Source organism: Achromobacter sp. (assembly GCF_057314935.1).
Genome location: NZ_DBHKZA010000100.1, coordinates 1 through 19,048, shown reverse-complemented (window position 1 = coordinate 19,048; position 19,048 = coordinate 1). Strand labels below are relative to the sequence as shown.

Sequence of the window (19,048 nt, the reverse complement as noted above, 5' to 3'; positions counted from 1 at the left end):
CGACTGGCGGCTGTGCGTCGCCCCGATGATTGACGTGACCGATCGCCACTGCCGCTATTTCCATCGGCTGCTGGCCCCCCGCGCACGCTTGTATACGGAAATGATCACCACGGGTGCGCTGCTGCACGGCAGCGTATCGCGGCACCTCGATTTCGACGAAGCCGAGCATCCGGTTGCCCTGCAACTGGGCGGCAGCGAACCCGACGCCTTGGCGCAGTCGGCCAAGCTGGGCCGTCAATGGGGCTATGACGAGATCAACCTGAACTGCGGGTGCCCTTCGGAACGCGTGCAGAAGGGCGCTTTCGGCGCCTGCCTGATGGCGGAACCGGCGCTGGTGGCCGATTGCATGAAGGCCATGCAGGATGCCGTGGATATCCCGGTTACCGTCAAGCACCGCCTGGGGCTGGACTACGAGGAATCCTACGCATTCGTCCGGGATTTCGTGGGCAAGATCTACGACACGGGATGCCGGGTGTTCATCGCCCATGCCCGCAATGCGGTGCTCAAGGGCCTGTCGCCCAAGGACAACCGTGAAATCCCGCCGTTGCGCTATGACGTGGTCAAGCAGCTGAAGCTGGATTTTCCCGATTGCACGTTCGTGCTCAATGGCGGGCTGGCCGATGCCGAGCAATCTGTCCGGGCTGCCAACGAGTTTGATGGCGTGATGTTGGGCCGGGCCGCCTGGCACACCCCGCGCGTGCTGTCCGAAGTGTCGTTGCAGTTGTGGCCGTCAGTCCGGCTGCCCAGCGACGCGCAAGTGGTGGACGCCATGACCGAATACGTGGCGCGCCAGGTCGCCAAGGGTGTACCACTGCGCGTGATGACGCGGCCGATGCTGGGCCTGGTGAACGGGCAGTCGGGCGCGCGCCGGTGGCGCCGCATGCTTTCGGATCCGGCGCTGCTTGCCGCGAACAACCCCGAATTGATCTATGACGCCTGGCGCAGCCAGCGGCAGGCGCCAGAAATGCGCGGCGCCGCATTCGAAGCGGCGCCGGCAGGGGTGTAGGCCAAAGGGATAGCTACCGCGGCGGGCGCCGCGGGGCAGTCCCGGAACGCGGTCAGGACTTGGCCGGTTCGGCGCTTTCCGTGGGCCAATCGCGGATGTAGGCCTTGAGCATGTTGTTTTCAAACTGCTGGGCCGCCACGATGGCTTGGGCCATGTCGTAGAACGAAATCACACCCATCAGGGTCGGGCCGTCCATGACCGGAATGTAGCGCGCGTGCTTTTCCAGCATCAGGCGCTGCACTTCGTCGGCGCTGGTGTTGGGCGACACGCTGACCGGCGCGTCATCCATGATCGAACGGATGGTCGTTTCGCCGGCGCCGCCATGGGCGTGCATGTGGCGGATGATTTCGCGGAACGTGAGCATGCCGGTCAGGGTGCCGAATTCCATGATCACCAGCGAGCCTATGTCCTGCTCGCTCATGGTTTGCACGGCCTGGGACACAGGCATGTCGGGCGACGCCGTATAGAGCGTATCGCCCTTGACGCGCAAAATCTCGCTGACCTTCAACATCGGTTCCTCCTGGGCGGACTACGCCCGAATGCATTTGCTATTTCTTGTTCGCTTCCAATTGCAATATTGGAGCGATTCCATTTTCGGTATTCTGCGCTTCTCCGCACAGTTCTTCCAGCGTAGGCGTATTTTGCTGGGAAATTACGGCTGAAGCGACTCGCAATATCTCGGGATCGTCGCGGACGCGGGGCTGAGTGCGGTCCAGCAGGAAATTGTCGACGACCGGCGCCAACGAGGTTTCGCGCGCGTCGCAGGTCAAGACCCAGTTGTCTTCGGGGCTGCGCGTGGCCAGGCCCATGGTGTTCAGCGTTTCCAGGACCTCGTTCAATTCGTCCTGGTGCAGGTGCAATTGCGAGGCCAGCTCATTGGCGGGCAGGCCCGGCGGATTGGCGGACTGCACGCGGCGCAGGGCGCGCAGCGCGTCCAGGGCGTCGACGAATTGCGCGCCGGCGTAGCGGTTGATCTCCCAGCGGCCCAGCCGGATCAGGGGCGCGCTGGAGGCCAGCGTGGCGCCCAGCAGGACGGCCAGCCACGACAGGTAGATCCACAGCAAGAAGATCGGCAGCGTGGCAAACGCCCCATAGATGATGGTGTAGGTGGGAAACCGGGTCAGGTAATACGCAAACCCGGATTTCATGACTTCCAGGACGATGGCCGTTACACACCCGCCCACCAGCGCATCGCGCCACAGCACTTCGCGGTTGGGCACCACGACGAACAGCGCGGCAAAGCCCAGCGCGGTCAGGATCAGGGGAATGAAGGAAATGGCCACGCTGATCGCTTCGGGCACGTCCGCCACCAGCCCCAAAGATTCCCGCGCCACGAAAGAGGTCGCCCACAGGCTGGCGCCCGCCAGGACTGGCCCCAGCGTGATGATGGCCCAGTACACCAGCGCCCGTTGCGGCAGGGGGCGCTGCCGCGAAACGTGCCAGATGTCGTTGAAAGCCTGGTCGATCGTCATGATCAGCAGCAGGGAAGTCACCAGCAGGAACGCGCCGCCAATGGCGGTCAGGCGGGAGGCCTGGCGCGCGAACTGGTTCAGGTATTCCATGATGTTGTCCGAGACGGACGGCGGCATCAGGCTGTTGGTCAGGAAATCTTCAAGGGCGACGCGGAATTCCTGGAATACCGGAAACGCGGTAAACAAGGACAGCACCACCGCCAGCATGGGCACGATGGCCAGGACGGTGGTGAAGGTGAGGCTGGAGGCGACCTGAAGCAGCTTTTCTTCGTTGGCGCGCTGCACCGTGAATCGGAAGACGCGTCCGGCCCTCGCGGCCCATGAAGAGCGCGAAGTCGAGGGCTCGGTGGCCGCCGGCATAGCGGCGTCAGGCTCGGCGGGGCGATTCATCAGGCGATAATAGCAGCATGAACCCTGAACTCAACCCCCGTTTGCGCCTGCTGGCCTCGGTTTCACTGTTCGCCCTGATCGTCTTGTGCGTCACCTGGGAAACCGTGGTGGCGCCGGTGCGGCCGGGCGGTTCGTGGATGCTGCTGAAAGCGCTGCCCCTCGCGTTTCCGCTGCGCGGCATCCTGCGCGGAAACCTCTATACCTATCAGTGGGCATCGATGTTGTCGCTGCTGTATCTGATGGAAGGCACGGTGCGCGCCATGTCGGACCCGGCACCGCTCTCCGTGCTGATGGCGTGGGGCGAGATCATCCTGTCGGCCACTTTCTTCCTTAGCGCCATTTTCTATGTGCGCCCCGCCAAGCGGGCCGCCCGGAGCCAACGCGCATGACCTCCCATTCCCTGTCCGAACTGCATGCCGTCAATTCGTTTGCGGCATTGCCCGAAGCGTTCTACACCCGGCTGACGCCGCAGGGGCTGAACCATCCGCGCCTGCTCCACGCCAATGCCGAGGCGGCCGGGCTGATCGGGCTGGACCCCGCGGCATTGTCCACGCCGGAATTCCTTGCCGTGTTCTCGGGCTCGCAGCCCTTGCCCGGCGGGGACACGCTGGCCGCCGTCTATAGCGGGCATCAATTCGGCGTATGGGCCGGCCAGTTAGGCGATGGGCGTGCCCATTTGCTGGGCGAAGTTGAAGGGCCTGACGGCGGCTGGGAGCTGCAACTGAAGGGCGCAGGCATGACCCCGTACTCGCGGATGGGGGACGGCCGGGCCGTCCTGCGTTCGTCGGTGCGGGAATACCTGGCCAGCGAAGCCATGCATGGGTTGGGAATCCCCACCACGCGCGCGCTGGCGCTGGTGGTGTCTGATGATCCAGTCATGCGGGAAACCGTGGAAACCGCCGCCATCGTGACGCGGATGTCGCCCAGTTTCGTGCGGTTCGGCTCCTTTGAACATTGGTCGTCGCGCCGCCAGCCTGAGCTGCTGAAGACGCTGGCGGACTACGTCATCGACCGCTTTTACCCTGAATGCCGTGAATCGATCGCGGGCGAGCCCCTGAGCGAAACCGCGCCCTACATCAATCTGCTGCGCGCGGTCACCCGGCGCACGGCGCTGTTGATGGCGGACTGGCAGGCCGTGGGCTTCTGCCACGGCGTGATGAATACCGACAACATGTCCATCTTGGGGCTGACGCTGGATTACGGGCCCTATGGATTCATGGACGGCTTCCGTCTGGGGCACGTCTGCAATCATTCGGATTCGGAAGGGCGCTATTCCTGGAACCGGCAACCGTCGGTGGCGCTGTGGAACCTGTACCGGCTGGGCGGCAGCCTGCACGCGCTGGTGCAGGATGTCGAAGGCCTGCGCGCCGTGCTGGACGAGTTCGAAGCGGTTTTCACCCGGGCCTTCCACGACCGCATGGGCGCCAAGCTGGGCTTGACCGCGTGGCGGCCGGCCGACGAGGCGCTGCTGGATGATCTGCTCAAGCTGATGGACGCCAACCGGGCCGATTTCACCTTGTCCTGGCGGCGCCTGGCCGACGCCGTGCTGGGCGAGCGTGCGGCGTTCCAGGATTTGTTCATTGACCGTCAGGCGGCCTCCGCCTGGCTGGACCGCCTGCTGGCGCGCCATGCAGAAGATGGCCGGCCTGCTGAGGAAACCGCCCAGGCCATGAACCGCGTCAATCCGCTATACGTCCTGCGCAACCATTTGGCGGAAGAGGCCATCCGGGCGGCAAAGGCCGGCGATGCAAGCGAAATCGACACGTTGATGAAGTTGCTGCGGGCGCCTTTCGTGGCCCAGGCAGGGTATGAGCGCTACGCTGGGCTGCCGCCGGATTGGGCGGGCAGCCTTGAAGTCAGCTGCTCTTCTTGACGCGTTTCGGCGGTAATCGCAGGAAAACGCATACCAAGATCTTGGGATTTACGTGAAAAAGGCGTGAAAGAGAGTGAAATATCGCGGTTTTTTTCACTGCAATCATTCGTTTCCATTGTAAATCTCGTAAGATTGTCGCCTGCGGGACACTCAGGATGGCTGGCTGCATCCTTGGGGCATTTGTCGACAATTTTCAATATAAAGCACTCTGAATATGCCTGGCGCAGATGGTTTGCTATGTATCGGTCTGCTTGAGGATGATGCTGACTTCCGGGAGGAGTTGGCATTAGGCCTGGGCGGCTACGGTTTTCGGGTGGCGTTTGCTTGTGACAATGCTGCGGCGTTCTATCGCCGCTTGCAGGAGCAGCCGTGCGACATCGTTATCCTGGATGCGCACCTACCCGGAGAGGACGGTTTTTCCGTGGCGACACGCTTGCGGGCATTGAGCCCCGTGGGCATCGTCATGCTGACGGGGCGCAGCGCGCTGGAAGACCGCGTGCGCGGCCTGGAGGGCGGCGCGGATGTCTACATGACCAAGCCGGTGGACCTGCTGGAGCTCAGCTCCGTCATCCGCAGCTTGGCCCGGCGCATGCGCCTGGCCAAGGCGCCCCGTCCGGCGGACGCGGAAACGCGCGCCTCGGCGGACAGCACCTGGTCCTTGCAGGACGGCGGCTGGATCCTGGTTGCGCCCGACGGCGCCTCCTTGCACCTGAGCGCCCAGGAACGGACCTTTCTGGTGGCCTTGATGGATGCGGCGGGCAGCGCCGTCAGCCGACAGGTGCTGGCCGAACTGTTCCTGCCGGATAGCCCGGGTGGTTTCGAATTGCGCCGCATTGACGTGCTGGTGAGCCGTCTGCGCGCCAAGGCGCAAAGCGCCGGCCTGAAGCTGCCTGTGCTGTCGGTGCGCGGCCAGGGCTACGTTTTCGCCGCCTGACACCCGCCGGTGTTGCCCCGCGCCCGGCTAACTCGCCCGGGCTTGAGTCGCAGGGGCCTGGGCCGGCAGGGTGATGATGAAACGCGTGCCCACTCCGACCTTGCTTTGCATGGTCAGCGAACCGCCCTGGTTCTGGCAGATGCGGCGCGCCAGATACAACCCGATGCCCATGCCCTGAGTCTCGCGATGCGCGGAGCGCCGGAAATGGGGCTCGAAGATCCGTGCCTGTTCCTCTTCCCCGATGCCGGGGCCGCGGTCAATGACAGCCAACCACGCCATCTGGACGCCGTCGGGACAGGCCTGGCCGGTTTCGATCCTGACGGGCTCATTGGCGGGCGAATACTTGATGGCGTTGTGAATCAGATTGCGCACCACCACGCTGGTCAGCGGGCGGTCGCAAAACACGGGCAGGGTGCCGTCGGCTTGCATCATCAACGCATGCGCGGTATCCGGCTGCATCGCCGTCACGACATCACGAGCCAGCTCGGCCAGGTCCGTGTGTTCGCCGCGCGGCGTCCAGGCCTGCTCGCCCAGGCGGTCCTGGTTCAGCAACTGGTCCATCAGTTCGGTCATCCGCGAAACCGAGCGGTGAATGCGGGCCAGCCGGTTGTCGACGGCCTCGCCGCTGTCGGACAGGATCATGTCCAGCGATTGGGCCGCCGCGCTGATGGTCGCCAGCGGCGCGCGCAGTTCGTGGGAAATCAGCGCGTTCATCTGGCGTTGCGTATCCAGGGCGCCAGCCAGTTCGGCCAGCCGCAATTCGCCTTGGGCCAGATGCTCCACGTCAGCCGGGTCATGTCCCGGGCGGCTTGCTGTGCCGTGCACCGGGGATTGGCGCGCTAGCGCCAGACCGAGCAGGGCGCCGCCCACCAGCAACAGGCGCGCCAGTTCGATAGGCGTGCCGGCGGTATCGGCACCGTTGGATTGCCAGGCATCGTGCCCCAGCATCCATGCCGACGCCGCATAAGCTCCCGTCATTGCCAGCGCCACGCCGCGGCCGGTCTTCTGCAGGATGGCGCGCGCGGCGAACCAGACGGCCAGCGGCACGCTCAGCACCGCGCACAGGCCGGCGATCACGGCTGGAATCGAGCCGTTGTCGGTTTCATAGACGAAGATCAGCGCCAACGCCGCCACGGCTGCTAGCGCGATGCTCAGGCCGCGGCAGGCCGCCGCCAGCCTGAAGGCGTGGGGCAGGCCCGTCAGCAATGGGGCCGTCAAGGCCAGCAGGGCTGCAAACGAGCCCGCTTGCAACGCGCCGGGCGGCAACAAGTCGGGCAATGAGCGGAACAGGCCCTCGATCAGCATGAAGGCCAGGCCGGCGCCGTAGACGGATGCCCGGGTGTATCCCCACGCGACGGCGCATGCCAGGCCGCCGGCGATGGCGACGCCGGCCGTCAGGCCAAGCTGGATGTCCTCGTAAGAGCCGCTCAGACCGTAGGCCAGCACGGCACCCGGCCAAAGCAGGCCGAAGGACAGGGCGCATAGCAGCGCTTCAAACCGCGAGAACGCCGCCCGCGATCCGGCGTTGGCACATCGCGCACGGTGATGGCGAAAACGCCAGCGGGTGCGAAGAAACAATCCTTCCGTCAACTAGGAACCCATTGGTGATCCGGCGCGAGGTCGCGCATTTGCGAGAAGTTTACGACAGCCCCGCGCATTGCGCGGACGCCGAGGCTTTCAAGGATTTGCTGGGTGGCCGAATCGGGGACGTCTTCAGCGTAGACGGCCATGTCCAGCGTCGTGGCGGTGGCCACTACGGTGGCGGCCAGGTGCTGGCTGCCCGGACTTTGCAGCAGGCCGGTGATGAAACTGCCGCATAGTTTCAGGTAAGACACCGGATATTCATGCAGGTGTTCCATGGCGCCGAACTGCTGCGACAGCCGCGAGATGCCCGTGCGGGCGCCCGCCGCGGTGACGATGTCGCACAGTTGGCGCAGATCGCCGCCCTGATCGACGAGGCCTGCGGCGTCGACTTCGATGATCAGGCGCGTGGTCAGGGCGGGGCGGTCGGCGAGCATCCTGTCCAATCGAGACAGGAAGGACGTTTGCGCCAGCGAGGCCAGGGACACGGGCACGGTCAGTGCGCCGGTGTGGGTGAACAACCAGTCGAGCCCCAGGCGGATGGCCTGGATGTCGCATTCCGCCGATAGTCCCAGCCGGACAGCGGGCGGCATGAAGATAGAGGCGGGCACCGGATCTCCGCCTGTCGTATCGTGCAGCGTCAGGCTGGCTTCGTGGTGCAGCAGCGCGCCGGACAGGGCATGCAGCGGCTGGATCGTCAGCGAAAAGCGATGTTGCTCCAGGGCGGTGGCCAGGGCGTCGTGCCAGCTGTATTCTCCGATGCGCGTGCTGTCTGCGGCCTGGCTGGCCGGCGTGATCTGGTCGTCGTCAGCGCTTTCGGCGCACATCAGGGCGTGGTCCAGGCGGGCCAGCATATCGCTCATGTTGTCGCCGGGGGCGAAGGCGGCCATGGCCAGGGCCCAGCGGCACCAGCCGTACTTGTCCATCGGCACGCGCAGCGCACGCAGTTCGCGGCGGACCCGTTCGGCCAGCAGGCTGGCTTGCGGCGCCGACGTGCGCGGCATCAACAGCGCGAAGTCCGAGCCGCTGATGCGCGCGATCTGCGCAGACGACCCGCCGAATTCCGCTACCAGCTTGCGCAAACGGTCCGAGGACGAACGCAGCCACTGGTCCGTGAAGGCGCGCGACAAGTGCCGGTTGATCTGGGCCAGATCGCGTTGGCGGAACATCAGGATATGGCCGCCGGCATCCGGCGTCTTGTCCGCCAACGCCAGCCGGAACTGATCGATGAAGTACTTGCGGTTGTGCAGGCGGGTGACGGGATCGCGGTAAATCTCGCTTTGCAGGGATTCGATCTTCGCGTTCTGTTCTTCGACCGTGGCAGCCACCCGGCGTTGCGCGTCGACGAGCGCCTGGTCCACCCCTGCCAGTTCACATGATCCCGTGAGCGCGGTGCGGTTGCCGGGGTCCAGGGTGCGCACGCGTTCGCAGATGTCGCGCGAGGTCCGGAGCTCGATCCAGCGGACCAGGTTCAAGGCGAATAGCGCCCAGAAGACACCGGCAACCAGCACCAGCCCCAAGATCCGTACGCCGCCCTGCCACAGCGTGTCGCGCGCCAGCCGCGTATCCGCCTGCACGGTGACGGTGCCCCGGACGGCACCATCGGCCGAGGTGAAAGGCCGTGACACCGCGGGCGCCTGCACGCTCAGCCAGGCGTTGCGCCAGTCCCCGTCCTTGGCCGCGGCGCCCGGGCGCTTTTGTTGCTCGGCGAGGACGGTCCCCGCGTCATCGGCAATGCGGACCACCGCGTACAGGCCTTGTTCGAATAGTTCATCGGCCAACGCCGCCCGTTCGACGGGGTTGGCCGTGGCATGCGAGAGTGCCCACGCCAAGGCAGTGGCGCCGCCTTCGCTTTGCTGCGCGAGTTGCGCGTTCAGATAACGGTGGGCGGCAAACATCCCCAGCGCCTGGGCGCCGAGCAGGATGAAGCCGACCAGGAGGGCGGTGCAAAAAAGTAATCGGCGGAATGTCGACATGTGTTTGGGGTTCCCTTTTTGGACGGCAGGCGAACTCGCGAGGAGGGTTGCCGGGCGGCCGATGAAAGGGGACATCGGGCATCGAACGTGCCCGACGGGAAAAAACCTGGATAAGAAACGTGACACACGTTACTAATACCTCAGTGGCGCCGCTTACACTGTAATTCGGCATGTCACAGAACGTACAGAATATTACGAAATTCGCTACGACATCAGACAACCTGTGCAATTATTTCGAGCGTGATAATTGCCCGGTTGAGAACTATTGAGACAGGGCGTATTAATTTTTGGGCTTTGGCTGTCGTAGTAAGGGTAGGGCATGGATCTATGGATCGGCCAGCGAACGCTATCCAGGGACCGTTATGACCATCCACGAGCAATCAGAGAGCCTTAGGATTTCAAGGAAAAGAGGCGCGTTGCCTCTGAAGTGTGGCGTTTTTTTGCGAAAATAATGCATAATTTAAAAAATGTTACAGCCCTTGGGTTCTTTCTTGGACCGCAACGCCAGGGGTTTCTAGATAGGGGGCTCCGTGCGTGAGAGTTACCTGCTCGCACTGTGCCTGACGCTCGCAGGCGCACTTGCGGCGATAAGTGTGTTTTTCGTCCGCAGGGAACGTGCATTGCGTGGACGACTGACGCGCGACGAATTGACCGGCGTCCTGAGTCAGCAGGAGCTGCATCGCCGCGCGCGCGCCTGGCTGGCCCAAACGGAAGGGCCGGCACGCCGGGGCGCCTTTTTCCTGGTCAGTTTCGAGCAGTACGCCGAGATCAGCGCCATGCTGCGCGCAGGCGAAGACCAGTCGCTGCTGGTGCAGGTGGCCAACCGCCTGGGCCTGATCACCCGCACCTTGGGCGGCATGGTGGCGCGCACCGGCATCGACAGCTTCACCCTTTGCGTGCCAGAAGTGGACGAAGTGGGGGCGGCGCAGGTGTCGGCCAAGCTGCTGGAAGACCTGAGCGCCCCGTATGAACTGGGGGGGCGTCCCCTGATTGCCGTTTTCCGGGTCGGGGCTGCGTTGTACCCCGACCACGGGCGTACTGTTGAAGAAATGCAACGCTGCGTGCAAGTGGCGATGGTTCCGCTGAAAGAGCGGGGCGGCCCTGGGTGGAATCTGTTCGATTTCAGGCTCCTGGCACGGCACCGCGACCAGCAAGGCCTGGAAAACGACTTGCGCCTGGCGCTGACCACGCCCGCCATGGAACAGTTCGAACTGTTCTACCAGCCCGTTTGCGACAGCGGAACCGGAGTGGTGCAGGGCTGCGAGGCCTTGCTGCGCTGGCACCACCCCGTATTGGGCAGCGTGTCGCCGGCAGTCACCATCGAATTGGCCGAACGCAGCGGGCTGATCGTTCCGTTGGGCGCCTGGATTCTGGAACGGGCGTGCTCGCAAGCCGCCTTGTGGCCGCCGGCCTGGCGGGTCCACGTGAACCTGTCGGTCAAGCAGATGAACGAGGATGGTCTGGTTCAATTGGTGTCCGACGTGCTGGCGGCGACAAGGCTGTCGCCAAGCAAGCTGGTGCTGGAGATCACGGAATCGATCTTCATCCTGCACTACGAGCGGCACGTCAAGATCCTGAACACGCTGCGCGCCAAAGGCATCGGCGTGGCGCTGGACGATTTCGGTTGTGGGTATTCCAGCCTGAATCACCTGCGCCACCTGCCCATCGATTGGGTGAAGATCGACCGCAGCTTCATTTCGGCGCTGGAGTCAGACGCCGGCAGCCGTGAAGTCGTGTCCGCGCTGTTCGGCCTGTGCCAGGCGATGCGCCTGCCGGTCGTGGCCGAAGGCGTCGAAACCGAAGGCCAACGCGAAATCCTGAAGTCCCTGGGCTGCAGGGAAATGCAGGGCTACCTGCTGGGACGCCCTGCGCCGGCCTCGGAAATCCAGGCTTTGGCTTCGGCGGTGTCATAATCGGGGTTGCTCGCAAATCCGACCTGTTGACTTCCTATGCCCGGCAATACCCTAGGTACCCTCTTTACCGTCACGAATTTCGGCGAATCCCACGGGCCGGCCATCGGTTGCGTCGTGGATGGCTGTCCCCCGGGGCTCAGCCTGGACGCGTCCGACATCCAGCTTGAACTGGACCGCCGCCGTCCCGGCACGTCGCGCCACGTCACGCAGCGCCAGGAGGCCGATCAGGTCGAGATCCTGTCCGGCGTCTATGAAGGGGTCACCACGGGCACGCCGATCGGCCTGCTGATCCGCAATACCGACGCGCGCAGCAAAGACTACTCGAATATTGCAGACACCTTCCGCCCGGGGCACGCCGACTACGCCTATTGGCGCAAATTCGGCGTACGCGATCCGCGCGGCGGCGGCCGCTCGTCCGCCCGCCTGACCGCGCCCACCGTGGCGGCCGGCGCCATCGCCAAGAAATGGCTGGCCGAGCAGTACGGCGTGAGAGTGCGCGGCTACATGAGCCAGCTGGGCCCGGTCGCGATCCCGTTCCTGTCATGGGATGAAGTTCCCAACAACCCGTTCTACGCGCCCAATGCCGAGGTCGTTCCGGAACTGGAAGCCTATATGGACCAGTTGCGCCGTGACGGCGATTCGGTCGGCGCGCGTATTGAAGTCGTCGCGGAGAACCTCCCGGCCGGTTGGGGCGAACCCATCTACGACCGCCTGGACGCCGACATCGCGCACGTGATGATGGGCCTGAACGCCGTCAAGGGGGTGTCCATCGGCGCGGGCTTCGACTGCATCGCGCAGCGCGGGTCCGAGCACGGCGACGAGATCACGCCCGACGGTTTCCTGACCAACCACGCCGGTGGCGTGCTGGGCGGCATTTCGACGGGCCAGCCGATTACCGTATCCCTGGCCATCAAGCCCACGTCCAGCATCCGCGTCGAGCGCCGCTCGGTCAACCGCGCGAACGAGCCGGTCATGGTGCAGACGTTGGGCCGGCACGATCCCTGCGTCGGCATCCGCGCCACGCCCATCGCCGAAGCCATGCTTGCGCTGGTGCTGATCGATCATGCGCTGCGCCATCGCGGCCAGTGCGGCGATCCGCTCTGACGCGCGGGCGTTCCTGCCATCGTCTGCTGGAGACCGACATGAACCGTAAACGTCATCTATTGCGCGGCACGGCCGCGGCGCTTGCGCTGGCGGCCCTGGTGGGCTGCACCGGCATGAACACCACGCAGTCCGGCGCCATCGGCGTCAACCGCACGCAATACATGTCCAGCCTGGTGCCTTCGCAAGCGCTGGAGCAAGAGGCCAGCCAGCAGTACACCGACATCCTGAAACAGGCTCAAGCCAAGGGGCTGCTGGACCGCGACGCGCAGCAGGTGGCACGCGTGCGCGCCATTTCTCAGCGGCTGATCGCGCAGGCAGGCATCTTCCGCCCGGACGCTTCCGGCTGGAAATGGGAAGTGCACGTGCTGTCCAGCGACGAGATCAACGCCTGGTGCATGCCCGGCGGCAAGATCGCCGTCTACACCGGCCTGCTTGCCAAGATCAAGCCGACGGACGACGAGCTGGCTGCCGTGCTGGGCCACGAAATCGCCCACGCACTGCGCGAGCACGCTCGCGAGCGCGTTTCTCAGCAGATGGCCACCAACCTGGGATTGCAGGTGCTGTCGATCGCGACCGGTTCCAACGCCGCGTCAGATCTGGGCGGGCAACTCACGAGCGTGATGTTCACGCTGCCCAATAGCCGCACGCACGAGACCGAAGCGGACCGCATGGGGGTGGAACTGGCAGCGCGGGCGGGCTACGACCCGCGTGCCGCGGTGACGCTGTGGCAGAAGATGGGCGCGGCCGACAGCGGCAATGCGCCGCCGGAAATCCTGTCGACGCACCCCTCGGCCGAATCGCGCATCAGCGACCTGCAGGCGGCGGCGCAGCAGGTGCTGCCGCTGTATCAGCAGGCCAAGAAATAACGCGGCCCTGCGGTCAGGTTGCGCTGGCCGCCGGCTTGACTCCCGGCCCGCGCATGATGCTGATGCCCAGTTCGGACAGGATGCGCCGCGTTTCGGCATCGGGCACGTCTTCCGCATAGACCGCGATGTTCAGGGCGCGTGCGGTTTCCAGCACGGAGGCCGTCAGCTGCTGGCTGCCCGGGCTTTGCGACATGCCTCCCACGAACCCGCCTCCCAGCTTCACATAGGACAAGGGCAGGGTGTGCAGTTGCGCCACCGCGCCGAACTGCTGCGCCAGGCGGCGTACGCCGATATGCGCGCCGAATTCCGACGCCACGCGCGCCAGCGTGGCGATCTGCTCGTGGCATTCCACCAGGCCGTGCGCATCGATCTCCAGGAACAGGCGCGAGGCGAGCCCGCGATGTTCCGTCAGCAGCAGCGCCAATTGGCGGAAGAACTTCTGGCCTCGCAACGAGGGCAGGGCGACCCGGATGGCCAGTTGGCCTTCGTGGGCCACGAGCCATTCCAGACCCAGGCGCACGGACTCCAGATCGCAATCGGCCACCAGGTCCAGCCGCACGGCGGGCGGGATGAACAGCGTGGCGGGAATGGCCACCTGGTCGGGTGCCGTACGCAGCATCAGCATGGCTTCCGTACGGACCTTGCGGCCGTCGGCAGCCAGCAGCGGTTCGGTCGCCAGTTCGAACTGGTTCTTCTCCAGCGCTGTCAGGATGGCGTCCTTCCAGGCGCGTTCGCCCGATTCCGACGGCGACTGCATGTCGGTCGCGCCCGCGATGACGACTTGATCGTTGTTGGCGCTTTCCGCCCGCATCAAGCCGAAGTCCAGGCGCGCAAGCACCGGGCCTGCCTGATTGCCTGACCCGTAATCGGTCATGGCCTGCGCCCAACGGCACAGGTGGCCTTCACCAACCGGGATGCGCGAAGCGTGCAAGTCCGCCCGCAACTGTTCGGCGACCATCATCGCCTGCGGGGCCGCGCAGCCGGGCAGCAGCAGCGCAAAATCGGAACCGTTCAGCCGGGCCAGGAGCGGCGTGGCGACATTGAAGCTCTTGAGCGTGCCCTGAATGCGCTGGCACGCGGCGCGCAGCCATTGGTCGATGAACTCGCGGGGCATATGGCGGTTCAGGTCCGCCAGATCCCGCTGACGGAAGACCAGCACATGGCCGCCGGCGATGGAACGCGATGCGGACTGACCGGCGGCGGCCGTCGGCGCTTCCAGCGCGCGCCGGAACTCGTTGACGAAGTACTTGCGGTTCGGCAGACCGGTGACCGGATCCTGGTTCAGCTCCAGTTCCAGCGATTCGATCTTGGCGTTCTGCTCTTCGACGCTGGCATACACGCGTTCGCGGGTCTGGTTCAAGGCTTGCACGACGCCGGACAGTTCGGGCACGCGGGCCTCCACCTGCTCGGGCGGGGTGTCCTGGCCGATGCTGCGGACGTGGTCGCTGATCTCGCGAAGCAGGCGGTTCTTGATCCAGCCCACCAGCACAAACGCGAACACGGCCCACAGGACGCCCGCGCCCACGACCAGCGCGATCATCTTCAGGCTGCTGCGCCACAAGGCTTCCCAGGCATAGGCGTCGTTGGCGATCAGGGTGACTTCGCCGATCTGGCGCCAGCCGTCGCTGACCGCGTGGCTGGCCGGTTGCGTGTCCAGCGGGGCCAGCTTCTGGAACCAGGCGGGAACCGAATTCGGGGTGGCGTCCGATTTGCGTTCGATCAGCACCTTGCCTTCGGGATCGGCCAGGCGCACCAGCGAGAAATGGCCGCCGTCGTACAGCGCCGACACCAGCAGTTCCTGAAGGACAGGGTCATTGTTGGCAGGCTGCGACAAGGACAGCGCCAGCGACACGGCGGCATCGGTGCTCTGCACCTGCAACTGGCCAGACAGGTATTCGCGCGCGGAGTTGACGCTGAGCGCCAAGGTGCCCAGCAGAATGACGCCGATCGCAAGGGTAACGCTGAGCAGTAGCTGTCGAAGTATGGACATAGTCTTGTTTCCGGCGGTCAGGGGCGTATGCCTTCCCGTTCCATGCGTTGAAGTAGATCACGCCAGCGGCTGAGGCGGTCAACCGGCGCGGCGGGCTTGCCGTCAACGTAGACGCCGTCGGCGTTGAAGCTGAAGACCGGCGTCAGGTCGCGACGCTGCGTCGCCGGAAGGATGGTTGAAATCAGGCTGTCCAGCACCAGCGGGACGGCATTCGGGGTTTCGTAGTAGCCCAGCACCATGTGGGCGACCTGGCTGCTGCTGGCGGGACCGCCGACGCGCGCACGGACGTAGATGAAGCGCAGCTTGTTCGCGGGAACACCCATCGACAGCAAGGTGAAGTACTTGCCGATCACATAGTCTTCGCAGTCGCCGGCGCCTTTGCCCAACGATTCCAGCGGAGTGGCCCAGTAGTCCGCTTGCCCCCAGATGGTCTGGTCTTCGCCCGAGAGCAGCGCGCGGTTCCAGAAGTCGTTCGCAAGCGTCAGCTTGTCCCGTTCCAGGGCCGGCGGCGGGTTGCGCAGCAGCTGCAACCAGCTTCCCACCGACTTCGCGCCCTTTGCGCCATAGCGGCTGGCCGCCAGGCTTTGCAGCCGGTCGGTGCTGACTTCCAGGGCGAAGCTGCCGCCCCAGACGCAAGCCAGGCACAGCAACACCAGTCGGCACAGGTTCAGCGAGCCGCGGAAACGGTGAGTCGAAGACATGAAACGGATTTTCACATTTTTCCGACTCTCGCAGACGTGGCGGGAGAAAAAATGCTGGCTGGCAGAGGGCGGACCGTTGCCGGCCGCGCCTCTGGTTTCTACGGATTAGTTGTGATCGACGTTCAACTTCCCCTTCAAGAGCAGGTCATTGATGATGGCCTGGTTGCTGAGCGTGTTGTTGCCGGTCAGGTCCACGTTTTCCAGCACGATCTTCTGGTCCGCACCCAGGCCGATCAGGCCCTTGGTGTTGATGTCGATGACCGTGTTGTTGCCTTCCTTGTGGAAATTGAGGTACTGCGTCAGCGTGCTGTCCTTCTCGCCCAGCAGCAGATCCTTCAGATCCAGGATATCGCCGCCGTCAGCAGCCTTGGCGAGCGAGAAGTCCTTGATCGTGTCGATCGCCGGGGCAGGGATAGTGCCCTGGTCATTCAGTTCCCACTTGAAGGTATCGCTACCGGCCCCGCCGATCAGCGTGTCGTTGCCCTGACCACCAATCAACGTGTCGTTGCCGGCGCCACCGTACAGCGTGTCGTTGCCGGTGCCGCCTTCCAGCCGGTCGTCGCCACCCATGCCGAAGAGGATGTCGTTACCGGCGCCGCCAAGCAGCGTATCGTTGCCGTCCGACGCCGAGGACTTGTCGAAGTCGGCGCTGTGTTGCGTGATATAGCTGTGGATGTCCTGATTGGTCAGGCTTCCGACGCTCTTGCCCAGGTTGGCTGCGACATAGGATTCCAGGCCGGCCACGCCGCTGCCGTGCGAACCGAAGCTGATGGCGTCGCCAAACAAGATGTCGTTGCCGGCGCCGCCATTGACGTGGTCCGCGCCGGACGGAAGCACCGTGTTGGTCCCGAGGATGGCGCTGGCCAGGTCGGAAGCGTCCAGGTTGGTCTGCACATTGCCGTCGCTGTCGTAGCTCTTGAGGTCGGATTTGCTCAGCTCGCTGCCCAACCCGATGGCCTCGACGGTAGACAGCTTGGCGAGTGCCGCGTATGCGGCAAGCGAGTCGGCTGTCGTCGCAGAATCGGTGGTATTACCCGTTCCGCCCAGTGCCCGGTACGTATAGACGCCATTGGCGTCCGCGGACATCACACCGATCTTGGTCTGGGACCAGCCGCCAAAGCGGGACTGCGTATACATCGACACGCGGCCATCGCTGTCAATGACGGTATTGCCGCTGGCATCCTTCACCACATTGCCGATCTTGTAGTTCGTCAGGTAGTAGCTCAGCGAGCGGTCGGTACCCGAATACGAGTCGGTGACGACGGGGTTGCTGGTGCCGTTGGTCGAGTAGTAAAGCGTCGGTTTGCCGTCCGTGATGAAGTAGGACAGGTTGGTGGCGTCAGTGTTGCCCTTGGCCTGGGCACCGTTGAACCACGACGCCGTTGCCTGGAACGCCGCTTCGTAGTTGGTGCCGCCGCCGGACTGCAGCGAATTGAGGACAGCCATCAACTTGTCGAGGGCGAAGGGGTCCTTCAGGCTGACGCCCACGTTGCCCTTGATTCCCGAGTCGAAGTCGACCAGGAATACGTTTACGGTTCCCGCATTGCCTTGCTGCGCGCTGGCAATCAGCGTCTTGAAGACCGTAATCAGCGACTCTCGTGCGTTTGCAATGGCGGTGTCGCCCATGCTGCCCGACGTGTCGACCATGAAGGCCAGGTTGTAGTTGTGGCCTTGAACGATCTGCAAGCCCTGGGTGTCGGAAATGATGATGTCATTGCCTTCGGTGCCAGTGAGCGTGTCGTTGTAGGTCGAACCCGTCATCACGTTGTAGGTCGTGACGCTGACGTCGGTTTCAGACGTAGCGCTGCCCCCGCCGATGCTTTCGGTCGACGTGACCGCGGCGTGCAGATCAAACGCGCCGCTTCCCGACGGAACGGTCATCGTCAGGCTACCCAGGTCTTTCAGCGCGACCACCCATCCGCCATGGCCATCAGAAGCGCCATGATTGAAGGTGACGCCCGGGGGGAACCCCGTCAACGTCACAGGCGACAACGATTCGCTGCCATCCTTGTCCGTTGCTTCGACGGTCAGGTTGACTGCATAGGTCTCATAACCCTCCGTGACCGTCTGCACGGTCGTGCTGCCGTCGTTGCTGTACGTGCTGCCGTCACCGAAGATGATGTCTTCGATGTTGTTCATGGGGCCGAACGTAACGCCGGTTTCCAGGTCGGTGATCATGATGCCGTCGTACCCGCCACCGTTGTAGCGGTGATCGCTGGCGACCGTGATGCTGTAGTTGCCCTTGGACAGACCCAGATAGATGTAGTCCTTGGCATCGCTGAGTGAGCTGCCGTTGCCGTCGATGCTGTTCGGACGCGTGGCGGCGGTCAAGTGGCCGCTTGCATCACCCAGCACGAAGATGTCGCGAACCGAGGCGCTGCCATTCAGGTTGCCGCCGTTTTCCTTGGGGTTGTTCCAGACCTTCGCACCCGTGCCGCCAGTCACGACGCCGCCTTCGATGGTGAAGCCACCACCGCTTGAGCCACCATCAACAATGATCTGGGTGCCCGTCGTGGTCTGTTCAGGCTTGCCCAGGCTCAGCGTGATGATCGGCGCATCCGCGACAGGGTTGATGTCGACCGTCAGGGTTACTTCAGAGCCCGTGTTCTGTCCATCCACGGGCTGGAACTTGATGTGGGCGTAGTCGTCATGCATGTTGCCCACGCCCGGGTTGTGATAACCGTCGGCCCCGGATTCGTTGGCCGCAGGCATGAAGCGCAACTTGCCATTGTCGACATCGGCTTTGCTGATCACCTGATTTTGCGTCACCGACACCCAGTTGCCCGTGGCATCCAGATACTGCAGCTTGCCGAATTCAGGCAGGCCGGTGATCTTGATGCCCAGTTGGGAGGCGGGCGAGTCGTCCGTGATCTTCAAATCGTTCCACGTAATACCCAAAGGCTGGTCTTCGTTGCCGGTGACGGTGTTGCCGCCTGCCGCGACAGGCGCCTCGTCGATGGTGTACGGACGGTCAGCTGCGGCCGACGCCGTGTTGCCGGCCGGGTCGGTGACGGAGACGGAGGCGTGGACGTTGGAGTCCTGCGCCAGTTCAGAGCCGGGCACGTTGATGCTGTAGCCGAGCTTGCCGCCGCCCTGGTCCACGACCTGACCGGTGTAGGTCTTGCCATGCACGGTCAGCGTGACGGTGTCGCCGACCTTGGCGTCGCCACCCACGGTACCGGTAACCGGGATCGTCTTGGTCTTTTCAGTGGCGTTGATCACATCATCACCAGCGATGGTGT

General features: G+C 64.3%; 14 protein-coding genes. 7 read left to right on the top strand and 7 right to left on the bottom strand.

Annotation, left to right across the window (positions count from 1 at the left end):
- On the top strand, positions 1–1,006 hold a 1,006-nt coding region (gene dusA / locus ACO6D5_RS26305), incomplete at its 5' end, for a tRNA dihydrouridine(20/20a) synthase DusA (RefSeq protein ID WP_485827014.1).
- A gap of 52 nt (positions 1,007–1,058) precedes the next feature.
- Here the strand turns inward: dusA and ACO6D5_RS26300 are convergent.
- Both ACO6D5_RS26300 and ACO6D5_RS26295 read right to left on the bottom strand, forming a co-directional pair.
- A complete protein-coding gene (locus ACO6D5_RS26300; RefSeq protein ID WP_042792875.1) occupies positions 1,059–1,517 on the bottom strand; it encodes a CBS domain-containing protein in 459 nt (152 codons plus the stop codon).
- Between the two features lie 37 nt (positions 1,518–1,554).
- Positions 1,555–2,868, bottom strand: a complete 1,314-nt coding sequence (locus ACO6D5_RS26295) for a YihY family inner membrane protein (RefSeq protein ID WP_485827013.1) — start codon at positions 2,866–2,868, stop codon at positions 1,555–1,557.
- 17 nt (positions 2,869–2,885) lie between these two features.
- Here ACO6D5_RS26295 and ACO6D5_RS26290 point away from each other — a divergent pair, with 17 nt between their 5' ends.
- The 3 genes from ACO6D5_RS26290 (at position 2,886) to ACO6D5_RS26280 (ending at position 5,675) form a co-directional block, all read left to right on the top strand.
- Positions 2,886–3,257, top strand: a complete 372-nt coding sequence (locus tag ACO6D5_RS26290) for a DUF2069 domain-containing protein (protein ID WP_315528372.1) — start codon at positions 2,886–2,888, stop codon at positions 3,255–3,257.
- The gene (locus ACO6D5_RS26285; protein WP_485827012.1) at positions 3,254–4,741 is read left to right on the top strand and encodes a protein adenylyltransferase SelO; all 1,488 of its coding nucleotides are present in this window, start codon (positions 3,254–3,256) and stop codon (positions 4,739–4,741) included. The genes ACO6D5_RS26290 and ACO6D5_RS26285 overlap by 4 nt, the downstream gene beginning before the upstream one ends.
- Before the next feature lie 214 nt (positions 4,742–4,955).
- Positions 4,956–5,675, top strand: a complete 720-nt coding sequence (locus ACO6D5_RS26280) for a response regulator transcription factor (protein WP_035212861.1) — start codon at positions 4,956–4,958, stop codon at positions 5,673–5,675.
- Positions 5,676–5,702: 27 nt separating this feature from the next.
- On the opposite strand, the gene ACO6D5_RS26275 is transcribed toward ACO6D5_RS26280, so the two are convergent.
- Positions 5,703–7,253 carry a sensor histidine kinase gene (locus ACO6D5_RS26275; RefSeq protein WP_485827011.1) on the bottom strand — a complete coding sequence of 517 codons (1,551 nt, stop codon included), beginning with the start codon at positions 7,251–7,253 and terminating at the stop codon, positions 5,703–5,705.
- Between the two features lie 8 nt (positions 7,254–7,261).
- Positions 7,262–9,232, bottom strand: coding sequence for an EAL domain-containing protein (locus ACO6D5_RS26270; RefSeq protein ID WP_485827010.1), 1,971 nt, complete (start codon positions 9,230–9,232; stop codon positions 7,262–7,264).
- 530 nt (positions 9,233–9,762) lie between these two features.
- Here ACO6D5_RS26270 and ACO6D5_RS26265 point away from each other — a divergent pair.
- The 3 genes from ACO6D5_RS26265 to ACO6D5_RS26255 are packed head-to-tail and all read left to right on the top strand — an operon-like array spanning position 9,763 to position 13,115.
- Complete coding sequence (locus tag ACO6D5_RS26265) at positions 9,763–11,145, top strand: EAL domain-containing protein (RefSeq protein ID WP_315528364.1); 1,383 nt, start codon at positions 9,763–9,765, stop codon at positions 11,143–11,145.
- A 36-nt stretch (positions 11,146–11,181) separates the two neighbouring features.
- Positions 11,182–12,249 (top strand): chorismate synthase, encoded by a 1,068-nt coding sequence (aroC, locus tag ACO6D5_RS26260; RefSeq protein WP_485827009.1) that lies wholly within the window; start codon positions 11,182–11,184, stop codon positions 12,247–12,249.
- A gap of 38 nt (positions 12,250–12,287) precedes the next feature.
- Positions 12,288–13,115, top strand: coding sequence for a M48 family metalloprotease (locus tag ACO6D5_RS26255; RefSeq protein WP_315528361.1), 828 nt, complete (start codon positions 12,288–12,290; stop codon positions 13,113–13,115).
- Between the two features lie 13 nt (positions 13,116–13,128).
- On the opposite strand, the gene ACO6D5_RS26250 is transcribed toward ACO6D5_RS26255, so the two are convergent.
- From ACO6D5_RS26250 to ACO6D5_RS26240, 3 genes are all read right to left on the bottom strand, one after another.
- On the bottom strand, positions 13,129–15,105 hold the full coding sequence (locus tag ACO6D5_RS26250; RefSeq protein ID WP_485827008.1) for a bifunctional diguanylate cyclase/phosphodiesterase: 1,977 nt from the start codon (positions 15,103–15,105) through the stop codon (positions 13,129–13,131).
- A gap of 17 nt (positions 15,106–15,122) precedes the next feature.
- Positions 15,123–15,806: a transglutaminase-like cysteine peptidase gene (locus tag ACO6D5_RS26245; protein ID WP_315528359.1), complete on the bottom strand. Its 684-nt coding sequence runs from the start codon at positions 15,804–15,806 to the stop codon at positions 15,123–15,125.
- A gap of 105 nt (positions 15,807–15,911) precedes the next feature.
- On the bottom strand, positions 15,912–19,048 hold a 3,137-nt coding region (locus ACO6D5_RS26240; protein ID WP_485827007.1), incomplete at its 5' end, for an Ig-like domain-containing protein.

Coding starts and splice junctions, on each gene's coding strand:
- ACO6D5_RS26295 (WP_485827013.1), bottom strand. CDS start 2,868: ATGAATCGCCCCGCCGAGCCTGACGCCGCTATGCCGGCGGCCACCGAG.
- ACO6D5_RS26280 (WP_035212861.1), top strand. CDS start 4,956: ATGCCTGGCGCAGATGGTTTGCTATGTATCGGTCTGCTTGAGGATGAT.
- ACO6D5_RS26285 (WP_485827012.1), top strand. CDS start 3,254: ATGACCTCCCATTCCCTGTCCGAACTGCATGCCGTCAATTCGTTTGCG.
- ACO6D5_RS26290 (WP_315528372.1), top strand. CDS start 2,886: ATGAACCCTGAACTCAACCCCCGTTTGCGCCTGCTGGCCTCGGTTTCA.
- aroC (WP_485827009.1), top strand. CDS start 11,182: ATGCCCGGCAATACCCTAGGTACCCTCTTTACCGTCACGAATTTCGGC.
- ACO6D5_RS26270 (WP_485827010.1), bottom strand. CDS start 9,232: ATGTCGACATTCCGCCGATTACTTTTTTGCACCGCCCTCCTGGTCGGC.
- ACO6D5_RS26245 (WP_315528359.1), bottom strand. CDS start 15,806: ATGTCTTCGACTCACCGTTTCCGCGGCTCGCTGAACCTGTGCCGACTG.
- ACO6D5_RS26255 (WP_315528361.1), top strand. CDS start 12,288: ATGAACCGTAAACGTCATCTATTGCGCGGCACGGCCGCGGCGCTTGCG.
- ACO6D5_RS26300 (WP_042792875.1), bottom strand. CDS start 1,517: ATGTTGAAGGTCAGCGAGATTTTGCGCGTCAAGGGCGATACGCTCTAT.
- ACO6D5_RS26250 (WP_485827008.1), bottom strand. CDS start 15,105: ATGTCCATACTTCGACAGCTACTGCTCAGCGTTACCCTTGCGATCGGC.